At 72.2% G+C, this 17,017-nt stretch carries 18 protein-coding genes and 1 tRNA gene; 17 read left to right on the top strand and 2 right to left on the bottom strand.

Going from position 1 to position 17,017, the window contains the following annotated elements; genetic code table 11:
- Nucleotides 1-183 precede the first annotated feature (183 nt).
- The 5 genes from CHC11_RS31085 (at nt 184) to CHC11_RS31065 (ending at nt 3,802) form a co-directional block, all read left to right on the top strand.
- Nucleotides 184-621 (top strand): MaoC family dehydratase N-terminal domain-containing protein, encoded by a 438-nt coding sequence (locus CHC11_RS31085; RefSeq protein WP_089315429.1) that lies wholly within the window; start codon nt 184-186, stop codon nt 619-621.
- Nucleotides 621-1,046: a MaoC family dehydratase gene (locus CHC11_RS31080; protein ID WP_089315428.1), complete on the top strand. Its 426-nt coding sequence runs from the start codon at nt 621-623 to the stop codon at nt 1,044-1,046. The genes CHC11_RS31085 and CHC11_RS31080 overlap by 1 nt, the downstream gene beginning before the upstream one ends.
- A 106-nt stretch (nt 1,047-1,152) precedes the next feature.
- Nucleotides 1,153-2,220: a UDP-N-acetylmuramate dehydrogenase gene (locus CHC11_RS31075; RefSeq protein WP_089315427.1), complete on the top strand. Its 1,068-nt coding sequence runs from the start codon at nt 1,153-1,155 to the stop codon at nt 2,218-2,220.
- A gap of 218 nt (nt 2,221-2,438) precedes the next feature.
- On the top strand, nt 2,439-3,020 hold the full coding sequence (locus CHC11_RS31070) for a TMEM165/GDT1 family protein (RefSeq protein ID WP_089315426.1): 582 nt from the start codon (nt 2,439-2,441) through the stop codon (nt 3,018-3,020).
- Nucleotides 3,021-3,100: 80 nt separating this feature from the next.
- Nucleotides 3,101-3,802 carry a GntR family transcriptional regulator gene (locus CHC11_RS31065; RefSeq protein ID WP_218826323.1) on the top strand — a complete coding sequence of 234 codons (702 nt, stop codon included), beginning with the start codon at nt 3,101-3,103 and terminating at the stop codon, nt 3,800-3,802.
- A 43-nt stretch (nt 3,803-3,845) separates the two neighbouring features.
- Here the strand turns inward: CHC11_RS31065 and CHC11_RS31060 are convergent, their stop codons facing one another.
- Entirely contained in the window at nt 3,846-4,907 is a 1,062-nt protein-coding gene (locus CHC11_RS31060) for an adenosine deaminase (RefSeq protein WP_089315425.1), read from the bottom strand.
- A 266-nt stretch (nt 4,908-5,173) separates the two neighbouring features.
- On the opposite strand from CHC11_RS31060, the gene CHC11_RS31055 reads away from it, so the two are divergent.
- From CHC11_RS31055 to CHC11_RS31045, 3 genes are all read left to right on the top strand, one after another.
- On the top strand, nt 5,174-6,148 hold the full coding sequence (locus CHC11_RS31055) for a hypothetical protein (RefSeq protein WP_089315424.1): 975 nt from the start codon (nt 5,174-5,176) through the stop codon (nt 6,146-6,148).
- Nucleotides 6,149-6,274: 126 nt separating this feature from the next.
- Entirely contained in the window at nt 6,275-6,784 is a 510-nt protein-coding gene (locus CHC11_RS31050; RefSeq protein WP_089315423.1) for a SigE family RNA polymerase sigma factor, read from the top strand.
- Nucleotides 6,785-6,787: 3 nt separating this feature from the next.
- On the top strand, nt 6,788-7,540 hold the full coding sequence (locus CHC11_RS31045; protein ID WP_089315422.1) for a hypothetical protein: 753 nt from the start codon (nt 6,788-6,790) through the stop codon (nt 7,538-7,540).
- Nucleotides 7,541-7,714: 174 nt separating this feature from the next.
- Here CHC11_RS31045 and CHC11_RS31040 read toward each other — a convergent pair whose 3' ends face one another.
- On the bottom strand, nt 7,715-8,926 hold the full coding sequence (locus CHC11_RS31040) for a pyridoxal phosphate-dependent aminotransferase (RefSeq protein WP_089315421.1): 1,212 nt from the start codon (nt 8,924-8,926) through the stop codon (nt 7,715-7,717).
- 255 nt (nt 8,927-9,181) lie between these two features.
- Here CHC11_RS31040 and CHC11_RS31035 point away from each other — a divergent pair.
- From CHC11_RS31035 to CHC11_RS30995, 9 genes are all read left to right on the top strand, one after another.
- A tRNA-Trp gene (locus CHC11_RS31035) sits at nt 9,182-9,254 on the top strand.
- 122 nt (nt 9,255-9,376) lie between these two features.
- Nucleotides 9,377-9,631, top strand: a complete 255-nt coding sequence (gene secE, locus CHC11_RS31030) for a preprotein translocase subunit SecE (RefSeq protein ID WP_089315420.1) — start codon at nt 9,377-9,379, stop codon at nt 9,629-9,631.
- A gap of 79 nt (nt 9,632-9,710) precedes the next feature.
- Nucleotides 9,711-10,619, top strand: coding sequence for a transcription termination/antitermination protein NusG (nusG, locus tag CHC11_RS31025; protein ID WP_089315559.1), 909 nt, complete (start codon nt 9,711-9,713; stop codon nt 10,617-10,619).
- 323 nt (nt 10,620-10,942) lie between these two features.
- Nucleotides 10,943-11,374 (top strand): 50S ribosomal protein L11, encoded by a 432-nt coding sequence (gene rplK / locus CHC11_RS31020; protein ID WP_089315419.1) that lies wholly within the window; start codon nt 10,943-10,945, stop codon nt 11,372-11,374.
- Nucleotides 11,375-11,434: 60 nt separating this feature from the next.
- Nucleotides 11,435-12,151, top strand: a complete 717-nt coding sequence (rplA, locus tag CHC11_RS31015) for a 50S ribosomal protein L1 (protein ID WP_089315418.1) — start codon at nt 11,435-11,437, stop codon at nt 12,149-12,151.
- 229 nt (nt 12,152-12,380) lie between these two features.
- Nucleotides 12,381-13,946 (top strand): class I adenylate-forming enzyme family protein, encoded by a 1,566-nt coding sequence (locus tag CHC11_RS31010; protein ID WP_089315417.1) that lies wholly within the window; start codon nt 12,381-12,383, stop codon nt 13,944-13,946.
- Nucleotides 13,947-14,037: 91 nt separating this feature from the next.
- On the top strand, nt 14,038-14,910 hold the full coding sequence (locus CHC11_RS31005; RefSeq protein WP_089315416.1) for a hypothetical protein: 873 nt from the start codon (nt 14,038-14,040) through the stop codon (nt 14,908-14,910).
- Nucleotides 14,911-15,073: 163 nt separating this feature from the next.
- Nucleotides 15,074-15,925, top strand: a complete 852-nt coding sequence (locus tag CHC11_RS31000; RefSeq protein ID WP_245919983.1) for an SCO4651 family lipoprotein — start codon at nt 15,074-15,076, stop codon at nt 15,923-15,925.
- A gap of 88 nt (nt 15,926-16,013) precedes the next feature.
- A complete protein-coding gene (locus tag CHC11_RS30995; protein WP_179279096.1) occupies nt 16,014-16,886 on the top strand; it encodes an SCO4651 family lipoprotein in 873 nt (290 codons plus the stop codon).
- Nucleotides 16,887-17,017 lie beyond the last annotated feature (131 nt).

Below are 17,017 nucleotides of genomic sequence, written 5' to 3'. Positions count from 1 at the left end.
CATCTGCGCGACCGTCCCGTTCTGGCAGTGAGACCCGCGCGGACGGGGTGAATGTCGTTCTGTTACCGTCCGTCCGAAGAGACGGAACCAGCGCGCTCAGAGGGCGCCCGGGCCCCCCGGCCGGCGTAGCGGTGCGGCCGGCGAGTCCGCGGGGCCCCGGTCCATCTGGAGGGAACGGACTGCATGGCACTCAACCGTGATTTCATCGGGCGGAGCTTCCCGCCCAGCGAGCCCTACGAGGTCAGCCGGGTGAAGATCCGCGAGTTCGCGGACGCGATCGGCGACCGCAACCCCGTCTACCGCGACCGCGAGGCGGCCAAGGCGGCCGGATACCCCGACGTCATCGCGCCCCCCACCTTCCCGATCGTGGTCTCCCTCGGCAACCCCGGACTCGCCGACCCCGACCTCGGCCTCAACTACGCGATGGTCGTGCACGGCGAGCAGCGCTTCGAGTACACCCGCCCCCTGCGCGCCGGGGACGTCATCACCTGCACTTCGACGATCACCGAGATCAGGTCGATCGGCAACAACGAGAAGATGGTCGTGGAGACCGAGATCGCGACCGTCGAGGGCGAGCCGGTCTGCAAGTCCTACAACACGATCGTGGAGCGGGGTGCCTGATGACCGCCAAGGTGAACTACGCCGACGTCGAGGTCGGCACCGAGATCCCCGCGCAGACCTACGCCGTCGATCGCGCCGACCTCGTCATGTACGCGGGTGCGTCCGGCGACTTCAACCCGATCCACTGGCGTGAGGGCGTCGCCAAGGCCGTCGGCCTCCCGGACGTGATCGCGCACGGCATGTACACGATGGCGCAGGGCGGCCGGTTCGTCACCGACTGGGCGGGCGACCCGGGCGCCGTCGTGGACTACGGGGTACGGTTCTCCTCTCCGGTCGTGGTCCCGGACGAGGGCGGCGCGACGCTGGAGATCAGCGGCAAGGTGGAGAAGAAGCTCGACGACAACAAGGTCGTCGTGGCGCTCACCGCCAGGTCCAACGACCAGAAGGTCCTCACGCGCGCCAAGGCGGTCGTCAGGCTCGCCTGAGCACGGCGGCACACCGGCCGGGGCCGCCCCGGCCGGTGCGCACGTCAAGGGGACGAGGGCGGGCCGGCCCGGCGGCGCGGGGCACGGCACGGGAGGGGGAGACGACGTGGCGGTGTTCGCCGAAGACGTGAACCTGGCCGGATACACCACGCTGCGGCTGGGCGGTCCCGCGCGGCGCTTCGTCGAGGCGACGACCGAGGCGGAGCTGGTCGCCGCCGTCCGCAAGGCCGACGACGAGGGCGAACCGGTCCTCGTGCTCGGCGGCGGCAGCAACCTCGTGGTGTCCGACGACGGGTTCCCCGGCACCGTCGTGCACGTCGGGACCCGCGGCACCGAACGCGTCGCCGCCGAGGGCGGCAGGGTGCTCCTGCGCGTCCAGGCCGGCGAGGACTGGGACCCGTTCGTCGCCCGCTGCGTCGCCGACGGGCTCGCCGGCGTCGAGTGCCTGTCCGGCATCCCCGGCCGCGTCGGCGCCACGCCGATCCAGAACGTCGGCGCCTACGGGCAGGACGTCAGCGAGACGATCGTGGAGGTCCGCGCCTACGACCGGGAGGCCCGCGCCTGCGTCACCCTCGACCGCGACGCCTGCCGGTTCACCTACCGGCACAGTGCCTTCAAGGGCGACGACCGGTATGTCGTCCTGGACGTGACCTATGCCCTGGACGAGGCCGAGGAGTCGCAGCCCGTCGCCTACGCCGAGCTCGCCCGGAGGCTGGGCGTCAGGCCGGGGGACCGGGTCACGCTGAAGGAGGCCCGCGACGCCGTCCTCGAACTGCGGCGCGGCAAGGGCATGGTCCTGGACGCGGCCGACCCCGACACCCGCAGTGCCGGATCCTTCTTCACCAACCCGATCCTCGCCCCGGACGGGCTCGCCGAGCTCGAACGCCGCGTCGCCGAGCGCCTCGGCCCGGACGCGACGTTCCCGCGCTATCCGGAGGCCGGTGACCGGGTGAAGACGTCCGCCGCCTGGCTCATCGACCGCGCCGGGTTCGCCAAGGGCCACGCGCGCGGACCGGCCCGCATCTCGACCAAGCACACCCTCGCCCTCACCAACCCGGGCGGCGCCACCACCGCCGACCTGCTCGCGCTGGCCCGCGAGGTCCGCGGCGGCGTCCGGGACGCGTTCGGCGTAGAGCTGGTCAACGAGCCCGTCATGGTCGGCGTGACCCTCTGACCACGGGCCCGCCCGAGCCGCCTTGGTAGGGTGGGCGGCGTCGAGGGGGAGTAGTCCCAATCGCGTGGTCGACATGCTGGCGCCGCCGACGGCGCCCGGTCGCGCGGGCCCGATTCGCATCGCGGCGGACGAGACCTTCGGCCTGGCAGTCATGCCGGGCCGAGGTCGCGCGCGCGAGCCCCCGCCCTTCGCCCGGCAGCACGAGCGAAAGGGATCGGGTGACCGCCTTCCTCATCAGCCTGGCCGTGATCTTCGTGGCCGAGCTGGGCGACAAGAGCCAGCTCATGGCCATGACGTTCGCCACCCGCTTCCGGGCGCTCCCGGTGCTGATCGGCATCACGGCCGCGACCGCGATCGTCCACCTGGCCAGTGTCGCCCTCGGCGCGGCCCTCGGCGCCGCCCTCCCCACCGGCCCGATCTCGGTCATCGCCGGGATCGCGTTCCTCGGCTTCGCGCTGTGGACGCTGCGCGGCGACGAGCTGGACGACGACGAGCGCGACAAGGCGCGGCGCGCCACCGGATCGGCGATCCTCGCCGTCGGCGGGGCGTTCTTCCTCGCCGAGCTCGGCGACAAGACGATGCTCGCCACCGTCACCCTCGCCGCCGACCACGGCGGCCTCGCCGGGCTGACCGGCGTGTGGCTCGGCTCGACGGTCGGGATGGTCGCCGCCGACGCGCTCGCCATCGTCGCCGGGCAGATGCTCGGCCGCAGGCTGCCCGAGCGGGTCGTCAGGTACGGCGCCGCCGCCGGGTTCGCCATATTCGGCGTCCTGCTGCTGATCGAGGGCATCACCGCGTGACCCGGCGGGAACACTCCCTCCAGGGCCCTTGAGCAACCGCGAGGCTCCACCGCGGCAGGGGCCGGACGGGAGTTACCACCGTGGCCCTACCCGCCTCCCTTCCCCCGCCGCGGCAGGCGCTCGGCGCCCGGCTCCAGCTGAGCGACGAGGCCGCCGCCCGCATCCGCGAACTGATCATGGACGGGCGCATCCGGCCCGGCGCCCACCTGCGGCTGGAACGGCTGGCCCTGGAGTTCGGCATCAGCGTCACGCCCGTCAGGGAGGCGCTGAAGTCGCTGCGCAGCGAGGGCTTCGTCGTCCTGGAGCCGCGGCGCGGGTTCGTCGTCGCGCCGCTGTCGGAGCGGGACGTCCAGGACCTGTTCTGGGTGCAGGCGGGCATCGCCGCCGAGCTGACCGTGCGCGCCGCGCCCCGGATCGGCCCCGCGGCCCTCGGGCGGCTGGACGGCCTCCAGCACGCCCTGGCACGCGACAAGGCGGCGCACCGCCCCGACCTCATGGAGGAGCGCAACCACCTCTTCCACCGCGAGATCAACCTGGCCGCCGACTCGCCGAAGCTGGCCTGGTCGCTCGGCACGGCCGCCCGGTACGTGCCGCGCGGCCTGTACGGGCGGCTCGCCGACTGGCCGGACGTCGCCGTCCGCGACCACGGGCGGATCCTGGCGGCGCTCCGGGACGGGGACGCCCGCGCGGCCGGCGAGGAGATGCGCGCCCACATCGTCCGGGCCGGGGAGTTGCTGGTGTCCCACCTCCAACGCCGGGGCCTGTGGCGCCCGGCCACGTGACCGCTGCCGCAGCACGACCGCTACCGCGCCGACCGCACGACCGCTACCGCGGCTGGTCGCCGAGCCAGGCGTCGACACCCGCCAGCAGTCGGCGCCGCACGTCCTCCGGGGCCGCCGAGGCCCGGATCGACTGCCGGGCCAGCTCCGCCAGCTCGGCGTCGGTGAACGCGTGGTCGGTGCGGGCCAGCTCGTACTGGCGCGCCAGCCGCGAGCCGAACAGCAGCGGGTCGTCGGCCCCGAGCGCGATCGACGCGCCCGCCTCGAACAGCCGCCGCAGCGGGACGTCCGACGCCGTCGCGGCCACGCCGAGACCCACGTTCGACGCCGGGCAGACCTCCAGCGTCACCCCGCGGTCCACGATCCGCTCCAGCAGCCGCGGGTCCTCGACGGCACGGACACCGTGCCCGATCCGGTCGGCCTCCAGCGTCTCCAGGCACTCGCGGACGCTCGCCGGGCCGAGCAGCTCGCCGCCGTGCGGGTTCGACAGCAGCCCGCCGCGCTTGGCGATCCGGAACGCGCCCTCGAAGTCGTAGGCGCGGCCCCGCCGCTCGTCGTTGGACAGGCCGAACCCGACGACGCCCTCGCCGGTGTAGCGCACGGCGAGGCGCGCGAGGGTCTTGGCGTCCAGCGGGTGCCGGGTCCGGTTCGCCGCGATCACCACGCCGACGCCGACGCCGGCCGCCTCCGACGCGTCGCGCGCGGCGTCCAGCACCAGCTCCACGGTCGGGGTCAGCCCGCCGAAGCGCGCCGCGTAGCCGCTCGGGTCGACCTGGATCTCCAGCCAGCCCGATCCCTCCGCGGCCTCGTCCTCGGCCGTCTCGCGCAGCAGCCGGCGCAGGTCGTCCGGCGTCTGCAGGACCGAGCGGGCGATGTCGTACAGGCGCTGGAACCGGAACCAGCCGCGCTCGTCGGTCGCGCGCAGCCGGGGCGGCCAGTCCTCGACGAGGGCGTCCGGCAGGTGGACGCCGTGCAGGCCGGCGAGCTCCACGAGGGTGGAATGCCGCATCGACCCGGTGAAGTGAAGGTGCAGGTGCGCCTTGGGCAGCAGGGCCACGTCCGGACGGGCGGGGCCGCGCGCGGGCGCGGGCTCCCGGGGGTCCGGCATGGGACGGTGCTCGGCCGGACGGGCTGAAACGGTACGGGCCTCCATGAGCCAATGTTGCCGGATCCTCGTTCTCCTCGAACGTCCGCCCCCGCAGGATCCTCACACCGGACTACCTCGCATGACACGCGGCGGCCATCACGCCCATGGGCATCCCTGAAAAAACTTTGGAATCCCGTGCAACCCCGCACCGGCACCGTGCGTATACGAGGGGCGCCAGAGAGAGACAGGCACCCCCGAGCAGCACCCCGCGTCAGAAGGGAATCACGATGATCACACTGAAGGCCGCCTTGATCGCAGCGTCCGCCGTCGGGACCGTGGCGGTGGGCGGTGGCGCGACGTGGGCCATGACCGGCTCCCACCACGAGGCCGGCCTCCAGTCGAACGGCGCCAAGGCCCCCGCCGTGGAGCGCAAGGTGCAGGACGCCGCGCCCAAGAGCGCCCCGACGTGCCTCCCGGCCGACCTCCCGGCCAAGCCCGGACTGCCCAAGGTCCCTGCCGACGGGGTGAAGAAGCAGGTCGAGCAGCACCTCGAGCAGAACCCGGCCACCAAGAACCTCCCGGGCAAGGACCTTCCGGAGGTCGGCATCCCGAACACCGAGCTCCCCGGCGTGAAGGCCCCGGACGGCAAGACCCTCCCCGCGAAGCCCGGTGTCCCCGCGAAGCCCGGCGTGCCCGCCAAGCCCGGCGTGCCCGCCAAGCCCGGCGTCCCGGCGAACCTGCCCACCTGCGTGCCGTCCACCGGCGACCTGCCCGGCGGCGCCCCGGCGGCCAAGCCGGACGCGCGCGTGCCCGGCGCGCCCGCCAAGCCCGCCCTGCCCGCGCTGCCCAAGCTCGACTGCAGCACGCTGAAGCCCGCCGTGAAGGTCGGCGGCACCGTCGAGAAGACCGTCATGACCGCCAAGGGCCTGCGCTACGTGTCGGCCGTCCCCGGCTCCGCCGACCTGCGCAAGGCGCAGATCTGCGCCGTCACGCAGAAGTGGACCGGCAAGGCCGGCCAGTGGCTCACCGTCGAGACCCTGAAGACGCGCGCCGGCATGACGCAGGAGCAGCTGCGCCAGGCGCTCGGCCTGCCCCGGGGCGGTACCCCGCTGACCGTCGCCGGCCTGGCCGCGTGGCAGAGCCCGAACGGCGGCGGCGTGCTGCTGTTCGACCCGAACGGCTACTCGCTCTTCGTCAACGGCAGCCCCGTCCTGGCCGGTGGGACGAAGGACATGGCCGCCGCCCTGCGCCAGGCGGGCTGACACCCCGTAACGGACCAGGGCTACATCAGTAACACAACACAGACGTGGGCGGGCGGCCTCTGGCGCGGAGGCCGCCCGCCCCCGACAGGACAAACTGCCGGAACGCTCTAGCCGGGACGGAGCACTGTGGGGCGTCGAGACGACGAGTCGTTCGTGGAGTTCGTGGCGGCACGCGGCGATGCCCTGCTGCGCACCGCCGCACTGATGTGCGGGGCCCGGCAGGACGCCGAGGACATCCTGCAGACCGCGCTTGAGAAGGCCTACCGCCACTGGGGGCGGCTGGAGACGGACAGCGATCCCGAGCCGTACGTCCGCCGGATCCTGGTCAACCTGGTGATCAGCCGGTCCCGGCGGTGGAAGGTGCTCCGGGAGATCCACATGGCGAGGCTCCCGGAGACGCCGGCCGACTCACCGAACCATTCCGTCGAGCTGAGAGGGACCCTCATGGACGAGTTGCGCAAGCTCGGCCCGCGGCAGCGCGCGGTGCTGGTCCTGCGCTTCTGGGAGGACCTTTCGGAGGCGGAGACGGCACAGGCTCTCGGCTGTTCGGTCGGAACGGTGAAGAGCCAGGCTTCCCGGGGGCTCGCCAGGCTCCGGGAACGCCTCGACACGAACCTGGCCCCATTGGGGAGATGAGCGATGGATCTGGAGAGTGAACTGCGGAAGGCCATGGCCGAGCAGGTGGCCGGGGCGACCGCGTCACAGTCGCTCGTCACCGACGTCAAGCGCCGCCACCGCCGCCGCAGGGCCCGCGTCCACGCGGCCGCCGGCGTCGCGGCGGCCTCGGTCGCGGCCCTGGCCCTCGTACCCACCTATCAGTCGTTCCGGGCCACACCGGCCGGAGACACCGAAACGACCCGTCCCAGCAGCACCGTCTCGGCTCTCCGGCTGCCGGAGCGACCTCCCGCCTCGGGCCTCCCCGAGTCCCCGTCTCCCCAGGGGAGGACCGAGGCGGGAGCCTCGCGGAAGCCGGAGGCGCCCGGCCCGTCCGGCGACGGGCGGGCCCCGTCCAGGCCGGGCGCGGGCGGCGTCGCCGGCGCGCTGCCGAAGTGGATCACTTATCTGCCGGAGGGCCTGGCCGCCACCGGCCCGTGCGCGGTCTCCGGCGGCGCCGACCGCAAGGCCACGACCTGCGCGTGGCGCGGCAGCGGCGGCTGGGTGGAGATCGCGCTCGTGAAGGGTGGCGGGCTGAGCGGCCCGCAGGACCTGATGCGCGTGCCCGGCATCCCCGGCCGCACGTCCGTCCACGGCATGCCCGCACTGACCGGCGACCGCCCCGACTCGGCGCGGCAGATCTCCTGGCTGGCGCGGCATGGCGTCGGCGTCACCGTGACCGCCTCCGGCCCGGCCAAGGACCGGCTCATGCGCATCGCCGAGGGCGTGCGCCCCTGAACCCCGTTCCGGTGGGGCGTCCCACGGCGGAGAGGGGCCGTGCGCGGGACGTCCCGCCGGACTTCCCGGGACGGGAACCGGCGGAACCCGTCCCACACGAAACCGGCCCCGGGGTTGTGCACCCGGGGCCGGTTTCGTGTACGCCGCTTCGCTGACGCGGCGCGCCCGTGGAGGTCAGCTCGCCTCGGACAGCAGCTTCGCGACGCGCGAGACGCCCTCGACCAGGTCGTCGTCGCCCAGCGCGTAGGAGAGGCGGAAGTAGCCCGGCGTGCCGAACGCCTCGCCCGGCACCAGCGCGACCTCGGCCTCCTCCAGGATCAGCGACGCCAGCTCCACCGACGTCTCCGGGCGCTTGCCGCGCACCTGCTTGCCGAGCAGCGCCTTGACCGATGGGTAGGCGTAGAACGCGCCCTCCGGCTCGGGGCACACCACGCCCGGTATCTCGTTCAGCATCCGCACCATCGTCTGCCGGCGCCGGTCGAACGCCCTGCGCATCTCCGCGACCGCCGACAGGTCGCCGGTCACCGCGGCGAGCGCGGCGGCCTGGGAGACGTTCGCCACGTTGGACGTCGCGTGCGACTGCAGGTTCTGCGCGGCCTTCACCACGTCCGCAGGGCCGACCAGCCAGCCGACCCGCCAGCCGGTCATCGCGTAGGTCTTGGCCACCCCGTTCAGAACGAGCGTCCGGTCGGCCAGCTCCGGCACCACCACGGGCATCGAGTGGAACTCCGCGGCCCCGTACACGAGGTGCTCGTAGATCTCGTCGGTGACGACCCACAGGCCGTGCCCGTCGGCCCAGCGCCCGATCGCCTCGATCTCGTCGCGGCTGTAGACCGCACCCGTCGGGTTGGACGGCGACACGAACAGCAGCACCTTCGTCCGGTCGGTGCGGGCCGCCTCCAGCTGCTCGACGCTCACCTTGTAACCGGTGGTCTCGTCGGCGACGACGTCCACGGGCACCCCGCCCGCCAGCTTGATCGACTCGGGGTAGGTCGTCCAGTACGGCGTCGGGACGATCACCTCGTCGCCCGGGTCGAGCAGCGCCGCGAACGCCTCGTAGACCGCCTGCTTGCCGCCGTTGGTCACCAGCACCTGGGACGCCTCGACGCGGTAGCCGGAGTCGCGCTCGGTCTTCTCGGCGATCGCGGCGCGCAGCTCGGGCAGGCCGCCCGCGGGCGTGTACTTGTGGAAGCGCGGCACCCGGCACGCGGTCACCGCCGCCTCGACGATGTAGTCGGGCGTCGGGAAGTCGGGCTCGCCCGCGCCGAAGCCGATGACCGGGCGGCCCGCCGCCTTCAGCGCCTTGGCCTTGGCGTCGACGGCCAGCGTGGCGGACTCGGATATCGCGGCGATGCGCTTGGAGATGCGAGGACGGTCGATGCTCATGCCCCTATCGTTACAGACCGCGCGCCGGGACCCGCAGCCATATATCCGGGCCGGTCGGACGGGTCGCCGCCGCGGCCTCCCGGAGCGCCGCGGCATTCGGTTCGACGCGGGCCCCTCCGGCACGTAGACTCCTCCTCCAAGTGACGTGTCGCCGCTATACGAGCCTGTCCGCACGCGGGCATCCGATCAGGCCGTAAGCTGGGACCGGCACCCACCCGATCCTGTGGTCGGGTTTCTCCCTAACCGGAGAAGTGAAGGGCAGTGGCTCAACTGGTAGAGCTCCGGTCTCCAAAACCGGCGGTTGGGGGTTCGAGTCCCTCCTGCCCTGCGAGGTGCGGTGCGCGCACCCGTGCCGGCCGCGCCATGGCGTCGCCGTGGCACTCCGCGGCACGGGACCGCGCGGCAACCACAGGGTGGTTGAATCACGACCTATGAGGTGAACGGCGGCACATGGCGACTGAGACTCGCGACGAGCCCGAGGCCAAGGACGAGGGCAAGGGCAAGAACAAGTCCCCTTCCAAGCGGACCTCGCCCGCGCTGTTCGTGCGCCAGATCATTGCCGAGCTGCGCAAGGTCATCTGGCCGACGCGGCGGGAGCTGATCACCTACACGACCGTCTCGCTGGTGTTCGTGCTGGTCATGGTCGCGATCGTCTCCGGCGTCGACTACGGGTTGCAGAAGGGCATCTACGAGCTCTTCGGCTGACGCCGCCGGCCCGGGCCGGGTGCCGAGCCCCGCCGTACCTTCGCAAGTCCATCACCGCAGACCGAGAGAAGAGTTGACCGTGTCCGAGCCCTCACAGCCCTACGACGAGGCCGTGGAAGAGGCCCAGTCCGCTGCGGCTGCTGCGGCCGACCAGGCGGCCGAGCCCGCCGACGAGACGGCCGAGGCGGTCGTCTCCGCCGGCGACGCCGAGCCCGCGGACACGAAGCTCGAAGGCGAGGGCCCCGCGCCGGACGCGGCCGAGGGCGCCGCCGAGCTCGCCGAGTCCGTCGAGGGCGCAGAGCCGGCCCCGTCCGCCGAGGACGAGACCGCCTCCGAGGAGGAGGCCGTCGAGGGCGAGGACGGCGAAGAGGCGGAGGCCGCCGCCGAGCCGCCGGCCGACCCGTACGCCGACTTCAAGATGCAGCTCCGCCTCCAGCCGGGCGACTGGTACGTCGTGCACTCCTACGCGGGCTACGAGAACCGGGTCAAGACCAACATCGAGACCCGCACGCAGACCCTCAACATGGAGGACTACATCTTCCAGATCGAGGTCCCGCAGCACGAGGTGACCGAGATCAAGGGCGGCAAGCGCCAGAAGGTCAACGAGAAGGTCCTGCCGGGCTACATCCTCGTCCGCATGGAGCTCACCGACGAGTCGTGGGCCGCGGTCCGCAACACCCCCGGCGTCACCGGGTTCGTCGGCCTGCTGAACAAGCCGTCCCCGCTCAGCCTGGACGAGGTCGCCAACCTGCTGGCGCCCGAGCCGGAGGAGGGCGTCGCCAGGACCGCCAAGGAGCAGGCCAAGGCCCCCGCCACCGTCGACTACGAGGTCGGCGAGTCGGTCACCGTCATGGACGGCCCGTTCGCCACCCTTCCCGCCACCGTCAACGAGATCAACGCCGAGCAGCAGAAGCTCAAGGTGCTGGTCTCCATCTTCGGTCGCGAGACGCCGGTCGAGCTCTCCTTCAACCAGGTCTCCAAGATCTGACGGGTCTCCACGATCCCACCCCGTCCCCGTGGCGCGTCCGGGCCGCTCCGGCCAGGCCGTATCCTGGACGGGCCGTCCCCGCCCAGGCGGGGACGGGTTCGGGTTGCCGGTCTCCGATCCTCGGGGACGGGCACCCATCGGCCCCGCTCGTGCGGGGATGATCCCGAAGAAGTCGCAGTGTTCGTCAAGGCGCAGCTTCGCTCCCCGCGCACGCGGGGGCACGGGGTCGGCCAAGGTCCCAACGCGGCGGTCTAGTTCCGCCCGCCGTGTTGCCCGGTTTCCGGGAGTCGGGACCACACTGAAACGGAACACGAGGGAGAGGCATGCCTCCCAAGAAGAAGAAGATCGCCGCTCTGGTGAAGGTCCAGCTGCAGGCCGGCCAGGCCACGCCGGCGCCGCCGGTCGGTACCGCGCTCGGTCCGCACGGCGTCAACATCATGGACTTCTGCAAGCAGTACAACGCTGCCACGGAGTCCCAGCGCGGCAACGTCATCCCCGTAGAGATCACCATCTTCGAGGACCGGTCGTTCAGCTTCGTCACCAAGACCCCGCCGGCCGCGCAGCTCATCCTGAAGGCCGCGGGCGTGGAGAAGGGCAGCGGCGAGCCGCACAAGACCAAGGTCGGCTCGGTCACCCGCGACCAGGTCCGTGAGATCGCCACGACCAAGATGCCCGACCTCAACGCCAAGGACCTGGACGCCGCCGAGAAGATCGTCGCCGGCACCGCGCGGTCGATGGGCATCGAGGTCAAGTAAGCCGTCCAGTGGGAGGGCCTGCGCCGGCCCCTACCACGAGTTCCATCTGGAGGAACGCACATGAAGCGCAGCAAGGGCTACCGCGCCGCGGCGGAGAAGATCGACCGCGACCGGCTGTACAGCCCGGTCGAGGCCGTGAAGCTGGCCAAGGAGACCGCGGTCACCAAGTTCGACGCGACCGTCGAGGTCGCCATGCGGCTGGGCGTCGACCCGCGCAAGGCCGACCAGATGGTCCGCGGCACGGTCAACCTGCCGCACGGCACCGGCAAGACCGCCCGCGTGCTCGTCTTCGCCGTCGGCGCCAAGGCGCAGGAGGCCGAGGCGGCGGGCGCCGACCTGGTCGGCTCGGACGACCTGATCGAGCGGATCCAGGGCGGTTTCCTGGACTTCGACGCCGTGGTCGCGACGCCGGACCAGATGGGCAAGGTCGGCCGGCTCGGCCGGGTGCTCGGTCCGCGCGGCCTGATGCCGAACCCGAAGACGGGCACGGTCACCATGGACGTGTCGAAGGCCGTCACCGAGATCAAGGGCGGCAAGATCGAGTTCCGGGTCGACCGGCACGCGAACCTGCACTTCATCATCGGCAAGGCGTCCTTCGACGAGCGCCAGCTGGTGGAGAACTACGCCGCCGCGGTCGAAGAGATCCAGCGTCTCAAGCCGTCCGCCGCGAAGGGCCGGTACGTCAAGAAGGCGGCGCTGACCACGTCGATGGGCCCGAGCATCCTGGTGGACCCGAACGCGGTCCGCAACCTGACGGCCGAGCTCGAAGAGGCCTGATCGAGCCCGACGTCGAACGTCGTCGAGCAGGGCGCCACCGGTACGACCGGGGGCGCCCTGCTCGCTTTTCACCGGGCCGCCTTCGACGGGCCGCTCTCGCAGGTCCGGTCGCCGCAGGGCTGCCACCAACGGGCGGCGTTCCGGGGGTCGCGTTGAGCGGGACGCGACCGGCCTCACCGACTGGTCCGCCGCTAGATTCGGCGCCCGGATCGTCGGCGAAGGGGATGTGATGGGCGGGTTGGAGCATCGGGACGTCCACCGGCTGTACGACGTGCTCGACGCGGCCGCGGAGGACGCCCCCGGGGCCCCCGCCCTGTCGGTCGACGGGACGACGTGGACGTTCCGGGAGCTGCGCGCCCGGACGGACGCGCTGAGCGCCCACCTGTCGGCGCGGTGCTCGCCCGGGGCGCGGGTGGCGCTGCTCGCGCACAACCGGCTGGAGTACGTGGCCGCCTACTACGGGGTCCCGCGCGACGGCAGGATCCTGGTGCCGCTCAACCAGAGGCTGCATCCGCGCGAATGGGCCGACCAGATCGTCCGCTGCGGCGCCGAGCTCGTGATCGGTGAGCCGGAGCCGCTGGAGAGGCTGGCCCGCGAGGGCGGGCTTCCGGCCGGCCATCCGCCGCTCGTGGACGTCGCCGACCTGCCGTGGGACGGCCCGGCTCCCGCACGGGAGGGCGACCGGGATCCGGCCGAGGTCGCCTGGCTGATGTTCACCAGCGGCACGACCGGCCGGCCGAAGGGCGTGCGGCTCACCCACAGGAGCCTGCTCGCGGGCATCGCGGTCACAGCGTCCGGCCGCCCGGTGCTGCCGGACGACGTGTTCTGCACGCCGTTCCCCTTGTGCCATGTGGCGGGCTACCAGGTCATCCTGCATCACCTGTTCCGGCGGCAGGCCGTCGTGCTGCGCCGGTTCGGCCCGGCCGTCCTGGTGGACGCGGTGCGCCGGCACGGCGTCACGAACCTGTCGCTCGCCCCGACGATGCTGGAGGATCTGCTCGCGCACCTGGACGGGGACCCGGCGGCGCCGGCGGCGCTGCGGGCCACCGTCCGGGTGATCGCGTACGGGTCGGCGCCGATGCCGGTGCCGCTGCTGCGCCGTGCGGGCGCGGTGCTCGGCTGCGACCTGAACCAGGGGTACGGCATGACCGAGCTGTCCGGCAACGCGACGTTCCTGTCCCCGGCGGACCACCGTGCCGCCCTCGCGGGGCGGCCGGAGCTGGCGGCGTCGGCGGGTCGTCCGGGCGACGGCGTGGAGATCGCCGTGATCGGTGAGGACGGGACGCCGCTGCCGCCCGGTGCGCTGGGCGAGGTGGTCGTCCGGGGAGCGCAGGTGGCGGACGGGTACTGGGACGAGCCCGCGGCCACCGCCGAGGCGTTCGCGGGCGGCTGGTTCCGCACCGGCGACGCGGGCCGCGTCGACGGTGACGGCTACCTGTTCCTCGCCGACCGGCTCAAGGACGTGATCATCACGGGCGGGGAGAACGTCTCGTCGCGCGAGGTCGAGGACGTCCTGCGCACGGTCCGGGGGGTCGGGGAGGTCGCGGTGGTGGGGCTGCCCGATCCGCGCTGGGGCCAGTCGGTGTGCGCGGTGATCGTGCCGGACGGCGTCCCGCCGCGGGCGGAGGAGCTGGTCGCGGCCTGCCGCGCCCGGCTCGCCGGTTTCAAGACGCCGCGGCGCATCGAGTTCGTGGCGGCCCTTCCGCGCACCGGGACCGGCAAGGTCCGCAAGACCGTGCTCCGCTCCGAGTTGGCCGGCCGCGCGGAGCCGGCCGACCGCCCCGAAAGCCCCTGAACCGGCGGATACACGGCTCGCAGTCCGGAACCGGACAATTTGGTACCTGATCGTTTTGTTACCGCCGAGGAACCTGGTGTTGAATTGCCGCGTGAAGCGTCGCACCGATCGGGCCATCGCCATCTCCGCCGTGACCGCGGTGGCCGTCGTGCCCACGGCGATCCTGATGGTGGTGAAGACCGGCGGCGACTCCCCGAAGGACGCGGGGGCGCTGCCCCCGTCCGCGGCGATGGCCCAGCGCGACCCCGCCAATCCCAACGGCGCCGCGGCCGCCACGGTCTCCCCGGGCACGCCCGGCGCGCCGGGGTCCAGCCCGGGCGCGAGCGCGCGTCCCGGCACCCGGGCGCCCGGTAACGGGGGCGCCGCGCACGGTCTGCCGACGGCGCCGCCCCAGCCCGGTCCCAGCCTGCACTCCTTCACCCGTAGGACGGACATGAAGGTGACGGTCGGGCCGGACGGCGACTACCAGCACGCCACCGAGACGGCCACGTTCACGCTGTGGCCGAAGTTCGCGATGAGCGCCACCGGCGTCACGCGGACGATGAAGGGCGGCGAGCTGTCCAAGGTCACCCAGAAGGTGATCGTCCAGGGGAGCACGCTCAAGGGCTACGACGGGCAGAAGTGGACGCGGTCCACGCTGACCCCGGCGCAGCTGGGCAAGCTGCAGAACGACTCCGACCCCCGGCAGTTCACCTTCATGATCGGGACGCTGCCCGGCATGACGGCGGGCGAGCCGGACGCCGCCGGGCTGACACGCTTCACAGCGCAGGCGCTCATGGGCGGCGTGTACGCGCTGCTGCCGCAGGACGCGGCGACGGCGTTCCGCAAGTGGGTGCCGGACTACACCGGATGCGGGCTCGATCTGCTGGCCGACAGCGAGGCCCGCCCGACCACGATCAGCCTCGGCGCGCAGGCGCCCGGCGCGGGATTCGCAGGGTCGATGACCTTCGGTTCCTACCGCTGAGGCGGGTTCGGAACGCCGGACCACCCTGACGTCGGGTCAGGGGAACGGCTACGCCGTTGGTCGTACCGGGCGGGGGCCCATTCGTACCACCGGGGGATGCCTCGCCGTTAGCGCCCGAAGAGACTGGGAACACCAGCAGGGCGACAAGGGAGGCTCAACCCTCATGAACCGACGACTCGTGGTGGCGGTCGGCGGTACCGCAGTGGGTACCGCGCTCCTCCTCTCCGGATGTAACGGGGACGGGGCGGAGAACACCGGCAACATGAAGCTCAGCGCGAACCAGGCGCTGCTGAAGGCGTCCGAGAAGACCGGCAAGGCCGACACGTTCAAGGCCGACCTGACGGTGACGGGCACCGGCGACGGCGGCGGGAAGGTCCACGCCAACGGGCAGTTCCGGCTGCGCCCGTCGCTGGAGTTCAGCGCGAAGCTGGACGACTTCAGTCAGAACGGGCAGAGCGTGCCGGGCGCCAAGGGTCAGGCCGTCTTCACCGGCAACGTGCTGTACGCGAAGGTCCCGCAGCTCGCGCAGTTCGTCAGCGGCGGCAAGCCGTGGGTGAAGATCGACGTGAACCAGATGGCGCAGCGGACGGGCTTCGACGTCCGGGGCCTGGTCGACCAGGTGCAGAAGGTGGACCCGGCCGAGCAGACGAAGATGTTCACCGGCTCCAAGGACGCCCGCAGGGTCGGCACCGAGACGGTCGACGGCGTCAGGACGACGCACTACGCCGGGACGGTCACCGTCGAGGAGGCGCTGAACCGGCTGGACGCGCAGGCCCGCACGAAGGTCCAGAAGTGGCTGCCGAAGGACCGCGCCAACGGCAAGATCAACTTCGACCTGTGGACGGACGGCGCCAACCTGCCGCGCAAGCTCGTCTCCAAGGCCACCGGCTCGCAGGGCGAGAACGGCTCGGTGACCGTCCTTTACAGCGACTACGGCAAGTCGTTCAACGTGAACACGCCTCCGTCCGACCAGGTCGGGCAGCTGTCCCTCCAGGGTCTGCTGGGCGGTAACTGATAACGGTGAACCTCAGCGGGGTCATTTGCGTCTGATGTACCGTTCGGCCCCACCGCCCGGGTGCCAAGAAGACCAAGGAGACCCCCTGATGATCCGTCGTTTCGCGGCAGGCACGGCGCTGGCCACCGGCCTCGCCCTCTCGCTGACCGGCTGCCTCGGGGAAGCCGGGAAGACGGTGGACGATGCCGGCAAGGGGCTGAAGCTGTCGGCGGCGCAGGTCCTCGGCAAGGCCGCCGAGAAGACCGGGCAGGTCGACTCGTTCCAGGCCGACATGGCGATGCGGATGACCGGCTCGTCCGACGGCAACGTGTCGATGAACGGCACGATGCAGTACCGCACGAAGCCCGATCTGGCCTACAGCATGAACTTCGGGCAGATGACGGTGGCGGGCAAGCCGATGTCCGGCATGGAGCAGCGGCTCGTCGGCCGGAACATGTACATGAAGATGCCGATGCTGTCCCAGCTCGGCGGCGGCAAGCCGTGGATCAAGATCTCGCTGGACGAGCTGGGCGCCAAGACCGGGATGAACATCGACGAACTGCTCCAGCAGTCCCGGCAGATGGACCCGGTGCAGAACACCAAGATGCTGACGGCGTCCAAGGACGCGCGCGAGGTCGGCAAGGAGACGATCGACGGCGTCCAGACGACCCACTACACCGGCACGTACAAGATGGAGGACGCGGTCGCGAAGCTCTCCCCGGAGACGCGGGAGGCCTACCGCAAGAGCCTCGGCACGACGGGCACGCAGGCCATGCACTTCGACCTGTGGGTCGACGGGCAGCAGTTGCCGCGCCAGATGACGATGAAGTCGACGCAGTCGACCGAAGGCGACATGACCATGACGATGAAGTACCGCGACTTCGGCAAGCCGGTGCAGGTCACCGAGCCGCCGGCGAGCGAGGTCACCGACTTCGCCGAGATCATGGGCCGGCTCGGCGGCGGCGGCACGCCCGGCGCCTGACCCGAGCCCGCGCGCGACCGAGGGACCGCACCCCGCCCGGGGCGCGGTCCCTCGCTCCGTCCGCCGATTTGGCCCCATCGGTCAGGGCACGTATGCTGTCACCTGCCGAAGACCGCCGGTCGTCACCTCCC

It is taken from the genome of Actinomadura mexicana, from assembly GCF_900188105.1.
GTDB classification, from domain to species: Bacteria; Actinomycetota; Actinomycetes; order Streptosporangiales; family Streptosporangiaceae; genus Spirillospora; species Spirillospora mexicana.
Note: the sequence above shows the minus strand (reverse complement) of the source record. Positions and strands in the feature narration are given on the sequence as shown.